The organism is Marinimicrobium sp. UBA4509 (assembly GCF_002388575.1).
Lineage (GTDB): Bacteria > Pseudomonadota > Gammaproteobacteria > Pseudomonadales > Cellvibrionaceae > Marinimicrobium > Marinimicrobium koreense.
In genome coordinates this window covers 26,236-32,211 of sequence record NZ_DGMV01000040.1, presented here as the reverse complement: position 1 = coordinate 32,211, position 5,976 = coordinate 26,236, and the positions used below count along the sequence as shown (strand labels likewise).

General features: G+C 58.6%; 4 protein-coding genes. 2 read left to right on the top strand and 2 right to left on the bottom strand.

All coding sequences use genetic code 11. The features are described 5' to 3' along the window. Positions 1-62: 62 nt before the first annotated feature. Positions 63-1,184 (bottom strand): MipA/OmpV family protein, encoded by a 1,122-nt coding sequence (locus B3520_RS06015; protein ID WP_286875639.1) that lies wholly within the window; start codon positions 1,182-1,184, stop codon positions 63-65. Positions 1,185-1,348: 164 nt separating this feature from the next. On the opposite strand from B3520_RS06015, the gene B3520_RS06010 reads away from it, so the two are divergent. Beyond that, positions 1,349-3,118, top strand: coding sequence for an SLC13 family permease (locus B3520_RS06010; RefSeq protein WP_286807384.1), 1,770 nt, complete (start codon positions 1,349-1,351; stop codon positions 3,116-3,118). A gap of 233 nt (positions 3,119-3,351) precedes the next feature. Then, positions 3,352-5,418 (top strand): glycoside hydrolase family 3 protein, encoded by a 2,067-nt coding sequence (locus tag B3520_RS06005; RefSeq protein ID WP_286807385.1) that lies wholly within the window; start codon positions 3,352-3,354, stop codon positions 5,416-5,418. A gap of 144 nt (positions 5,419-5,562) precedes the next feature. Here the strand turns inward: B3520_RS06005 and B3520_RS06000 are convergent. Beyond that, positions 5,563-5,976 (bottom strand): gluconokinase (locus B3520_RS06000; RefSeq protein WP_286875638.1); only part of this gene is annotated, 414 nt, incomplete at its 5' end.

The following is a 5,976-nucleotide window of genomic DNA, read 5'->3' as shown; positions in this document are numbered from 1 at the left end:
GATCGGTCCGACGTATCGGAGGCCGCAGGCCGCATCCGCCGTTCCCCCATGCTTTCCAACACCTAAAACGTATAGGTCAACGACACAAACCCTTTCATCAACCGCTCCTCATTCACAATCGGACTATCGGTCAGCTCGTCGTCGAGTTGCTCCACGCCAATATTCCCCACCATTTGCCACCCCTGGGTGATTTCGTAAAAGAACGTCACCCCGGCCTCCGGGTTGACGGCTGAAGACGGTTGATAGGCGGGCCGCTCGGCGGTGGCCGCCTCTGTCGTCACGCCAAACTCGTAGTCCGCCAAATCGGCGCTCAGCCAATTCAACCCCACAAACGGTGACAGTCGCCAATTCCCCCACTGAAAACCGCGACTGAGCGACAGTTCCGCCTGCTGGCCGCCGGAGCGGTCGAACAGGTCCTGACTGGCGCTGACGGTAAAATCGATACCGGCGGGGAGTTCACGGGTCCAGGCCAACCCCAGCATCAGGGTGGTGTCGCGATCACCCAGACCGGCGAGGAAGGGGCTGTCCTGCTCTTCGTAAGCGCCCAGGCGTAAATCCCCCTGAAGCGCCAGTCGCCAGTCCGTGCTGCCCGCCAGGGTGTAGCGGATACGCGGTCCCGTCCACTGCAGTTTCTCACCAATGTAGACGATAGCGGGGATCACCGTGCCGGGCTGTTTGGTGCTGCCCCGGTAGGGCGAGGTCTGCCCGACTGCGCCGATGCCGACGCCCCACTGGCCCGTATCGCCCAGTATCTGGCTCAGGGAGAGGGTCTGTTGCGTGGGCGCGTCGTCGCTCAGAGTCAGCCGGGCCCGATTGAAGTTGGGCGGCCCCTTGGGGCGATAGTTGTTGGACAGGGCAATGGGCTCCCGGGGAATGCCGATAAAATTGCGATCCAACTCGCCGTTGCCGTTTTCATCCACAAACAGCAGGACGGCGTAGTCGCCTTCCGGGACGGACAGCCGAATCGGTTGTCCGGCGACAAAGCGCTCCCGGTACTGAGCGGTGCGCAGGCTGCCGAAGGTGTCGGCATCCTCAAACAACAGGACGTAGAGGGGGCCGTCAGCCGGCGGGTTGGTCAGCTCGATATCCAGTTCGGCGGCCGTGCCGGGCAGGGTGATCAGGGCGCTCAACAGCACCAGCCCGCGAAGAGCGGCCGTGCGCAATACACTGCGAAGAGAGGCCATGAAAGTTTCCTTGTGTGGGTGGTTGTCCAGCCAGTACGAAGGGTCGGCAAACCTGGATGCGTATATGCTCCAGTGTTATAACCCTAGAGCCAATAACTATTTTCTCTTAGAACCCGCTTTGGTTATGCTCGCGGGCATTATCACCCTAATCTGGACGAGACTGTATGGAATGGCAAGGCTTGTTGTCCCTTTCGCTGACCCTGGGGGCACTGGGCACTCTTATCTTCACGCGCATTGGCCCGCATCTGGTCATGACTGGCGTGATGGTGATCCTGCTGGTCTCGGGTGTGCTGACACCGTCGGAAGCCTTTTCCGGTTTCAGTAATAGCGGCCTGATCACCGTGGCCGCCATGTTTGTGGTGGCCACCGGTATTCACGCTTCGGGAGGCATCGAGCTGATTGTGCATTATCTGCTCGGTGAGCCGAAGAGCGTCCGGCGCGCCCAGATGCGGGTCGCCTTCCCGGTCGCGCTGTTCAGCGGCTTTCTGAACAATACCCCGGTGGTCGCCACCATGATTCCGGCCCTGCGGGCCTGGGCCAAGCGCATTGACGTTCCCGTCTCGAAGCTGATGATTCCCCTGAGTTACTCCGCCATTCTGGGGGGCACTCTGACGCTGGTGGGCACCAGTACCAACCTGGTGGTCAACGGTCAGTACCAGTCCATGACCGGAGAGGCTGGGTTCTCGCTGTTCTCGATTACCGCCGTGGCGTTGCCGGTGGCGATCATCGGCCTGGTTTTCATTATCGTGTTCTTCCCCCGCTGGTTGCCGGATCGGCGGGAAAAGGAAATTTTCGGGAACCTGCGGGAGTTCACTCTGGAGGTGGCCGTGGCCGCCGATGGGCCCTTGGTGGGCAAGACCGTCGTCCAGGCGGGCCTGCGTAACCTGAAGCGGATTTACCTGGTGGAGATCGAGCGCGCCGGAGCCATCGTGCCAGCGGTAGGCTCGGAAGAGCCTCTGCAGGCGGGCGACCGGCTGATTTTCGCGGGTAATACCGAAGCGATTTCCGACCTGTTGCGGATCAAGGGGATTGTGGCCTCCACCAATGGTGAGCCGACCTTGGGAAGGGAGCACAGCGAACGGCGCCTGGTGGAAGCGGTGATTTCCCCCCACAGTAACTGCATCAATCAGACCATCCGGGACTCCCAGTTCCGGGAGCGATACGGGGCGGTAGTGCTCGCCGTGGCCCGCAACGGTGAACGAGTACCGGGCAACCTGGGCACCATCAAGCTCAAGCCCGGTGACACCCTGCTGCTGGAAGCGCGGCCGGCTTTTGTCAGTCGCCAGCAGTACAACAAGGACTTCCTGCTGATCAATGACCTGCAGACCGAGGCGCCGCGCCATCAACGGGCGTACCTGGCCTGGGGCATTCTGCTCGCCGTGGTCCTGGTGTCCGCCACCGGCCTGTTGCCGATTCTGCATGCGGGCCTGCTGGGCGCTGCCGCCATGCTGATTACCGGCTGCTGCTCCGCCCCTCAGGCCCAGAAAAGCCTGGACATCACGGTATTGCTGACCATTGCCGCGTCCTTTGCGCTGGGGGTGGCACTGGATAAAACCGGCGTGGCCCGGTTGCTCGGGGAGACACTGGTCAGTCTCAGCGGTGGTCATCCCTGGCTGATTCTGCTGATGGTCTATATATCGGTCTCCATTCTCACCGAGTGCATTACCAACAATGCGGCGGCCATCATCATGCTGCCGGTGGTGCTTGAGATCACCGAAAAAGCGAGCCTGAGCCCTGAGCCCTATATTTTCGCCCTGATGATTGCCGCCTCCGCCAGCTTTGCCACGCCGTTGGGCTACCAGACCAACCTGATGGTCTACGGCCCGGGGGGGTACCGCTTTACCGATTTCCTGAAGGTCGGGGCGCCGATGAATGTCGTGATTGGTATTTCGACCATCGTGGTGCTGATTCTGGGCTGGCCGCTGACCGCTTAGCCCGGGGCCTCTGTCGGGTTACGCTTCGCTAACCCGACCTACTCGGAGATTGCGCAGACCCCGTAGGTCGGGTTAGCGCGCAATCCGACGGGCAGAAGCCTATTAGGCTTTTGGCCTTACCAGTTGACCGTCGGACCAATATCGAATTATCCTGCCGAAACGCTCTACCTCTGGAGGCGCACTACTGGTGTGTCTTTTACCCTCAATGATTACCAAATTCGGTAGGTTAGGCTATGAAGAGAATCCAAGACGTCCTCATCGGTAACTGCTCACGCTCGGCTCGACTCGCTGTCGTCGCGCTGGCAGTCACGATCGCCGCTTGCGGTCAAAAATCGTCAGTTGAAGAACCTCAGAAAAGCCACAGTCAACCTGAGCTGGAAGCCCGAAACAGTGAATTGCTCAGTGTGGACGGCTATCAATTCAAAGACCTGAATAAGAATGGGGCGCTGGACACCTATGAAGACTGGCGCCGACCTACCGCTGAGCGGGTCGAGGACCTGGTCGGCAAAATGTCGCTGGAGGAGAAGGTTGGCTTTATGCTGATCAGCTCGGTGAGTATGGACGGCGGGAGTGCTTTCGGCTTAAGGGATGGGGGTGGAGAGGTGACGAGTGGCCTGTCCGAGGAGGACATCGTCATGGAGATGAATCTCTTCACTCGGCAGCCTCTACCCGAGCCGATGCTGATGTTTTCCGGTACCACGAAGGGAATAGAGGAGCGCCACCTCCGACATCTGATTCTGCGTACCAATGCCGATCCCCGGTTAATCGCAGAGTGGGCCAACAACGTTCAAGCGGTCGCGGAAGGTACCCGTTTGGGAATTCCCGTGATCGTTTCATCCAACCCGCGTAATCATGTAACGGTAGATAACGCTATGGGGGTTGGTCTGGGCGACACCACCTTCTCCACTTGGCCCGGTGAGCTGGGGCTCGCTGCCATGCGGGACCTTGAGTTGACCCGTGAGTTTGCTGAAATTGCCGGCCGTGAGTGGGCATCGGTCGGGCTGCGCAAGGGCTATATGTACATGGCGGACCTCGCCACGGAGCCGCGCTGGGAACGTGTCGAAGGGACCTTCGGCGAGAACGCCGACTTGGCAGCGGACATGATCCGTGAGGTGACCCTGGGCTTCCAGGGAGAGAATTTGGGGAAAGGCTCGGTCGCCCTGACCACTAAACACTTTCCCGGTGGCGGCCCTCAGGTTGATGGGCAGGACCCCCACTTCTTCTGGGGCAAGGATCAGCATTATCCTGGCGACATGTTCGATTACCATCTGAAGCCGTTCAAAGCGGCCATTGAGGCCAAAACCTCATCCATTATGCCGTACTACGCGAAGCCGGTAGGAACAGATTTTGAAGAGGTGGCGTTTGCTTACAACAAGCGGGTCTTGACCGGACTGTTAAGGGAGCAGATGGGGTTTGAGGGGATTATCAATTCGGATACCGGCCCCATCGAAATGATGCCCTGGGGAGTGGAGTCCCTGTCATTGCCGGAGCGCTACCGCAGAGCACTAGACGCCGGTGTTGACCTCTTCTCCGGAACGGCGGATCCGGCCAGTTTGCTCGAAACCGTGAAGAGCGGGCTGGTCTCGGAAGCCCGTCTGGATGACTCCGTTCGGCGCTTGTTGGCGGAGAAGTTTGCATTGGGACTGTTTGAGGACCCTTATGTGGATCCCGGCTATGCAGAGAGGATCGTGGGCAGTGAAGAGCATCAGGAGCGGGCCGACCTCGCATTGCGCAAATCCATAGTGCTTCTGCGTAATGACGATTCGCTCCTTCCGCTGACATCCGGTTCCAAGGTTTATGTGGAGCGTTATCGGGACGATTTGAAAGGTGGCAATCCCAGTGAAGTCTTCGCTCCGATGTCCCATCCGTGGGATGTTGAGTTTGTGCGCACACGTGAAGAGGCGGATGTCGTGGTGCTTTGGTTGCTCCCCAATAACGGTGGCCTGTTTGGCTCCACGGGTGCCTCAATTGACCTCAGGCTTGGCGAGAACGGTGTCGATGTAGAGCGCGTGAATCAAGCGCTGCAAGACAAGCCCACGGTGGTAGCGATCAACTTCAGCAATCCTTGGGTGATCAATGAGATTGATCAGGGCTCCTTGAACACAGTTGTGGCGACTTTTGGCACATCCATGGAGGCGCTGATGGATGTTGTGGAGGGGCGGTTCGCTCCCACCGGGAAGCTTCCGTTTACCATCCCCATCTCACAGCAGGCGGTGGAGACCAATCGGTCAGATGTTCCCGGTTATCTTGAGCCAGAGGGTTATGCTCTGTTTGAGTTTGGTGCAGGTTTGACCTATTGATACACCGGCATAACCACGCTATGAAGCGCCATATGCCTTAAGCAGGTCTCGCGACAAAGAACCTGGTTGAGGTACGGGCGCTTCCGGGTGTTATGGAGGCGTTGGGCTGTGAGATACCGGGGTGGATATACTCGTTGTTCAACGTTAGGAGTTGCCGTGTTCGTTCACCAATTTTTCGGCTTGAATCAATAGATCTTCCAAAGGCTCTTCAATGGCTAGCGAGAAAACGTCTTCTTCATCTGCCGGGATCTCCAAGGTTTCCAGTTGGCTATCCAGCAGGCTGGGAGGCATAAAATGATCGTTACGTGCGAGCATACGTTGCGCCAACGTCTCCCGCTCACCGGTCAAGTGTAGGAATATCACGTTTAAACCGCAGTGACGCAAAGGCTCGCGGTGGAATTTCTTAAGACCGGAGAAAGCAAGAATGGCTGGCCTGTTGTCTTCGGCGTGCTCTTTAAGCTCTTGACAGATAGCCGATATCCAGGGTTTTCGCATGTCATCGGTCAAGGGCTTTCCGGACGCCATGTGCGCACGAGATTCAGCGCTGTGAAAGTCGTC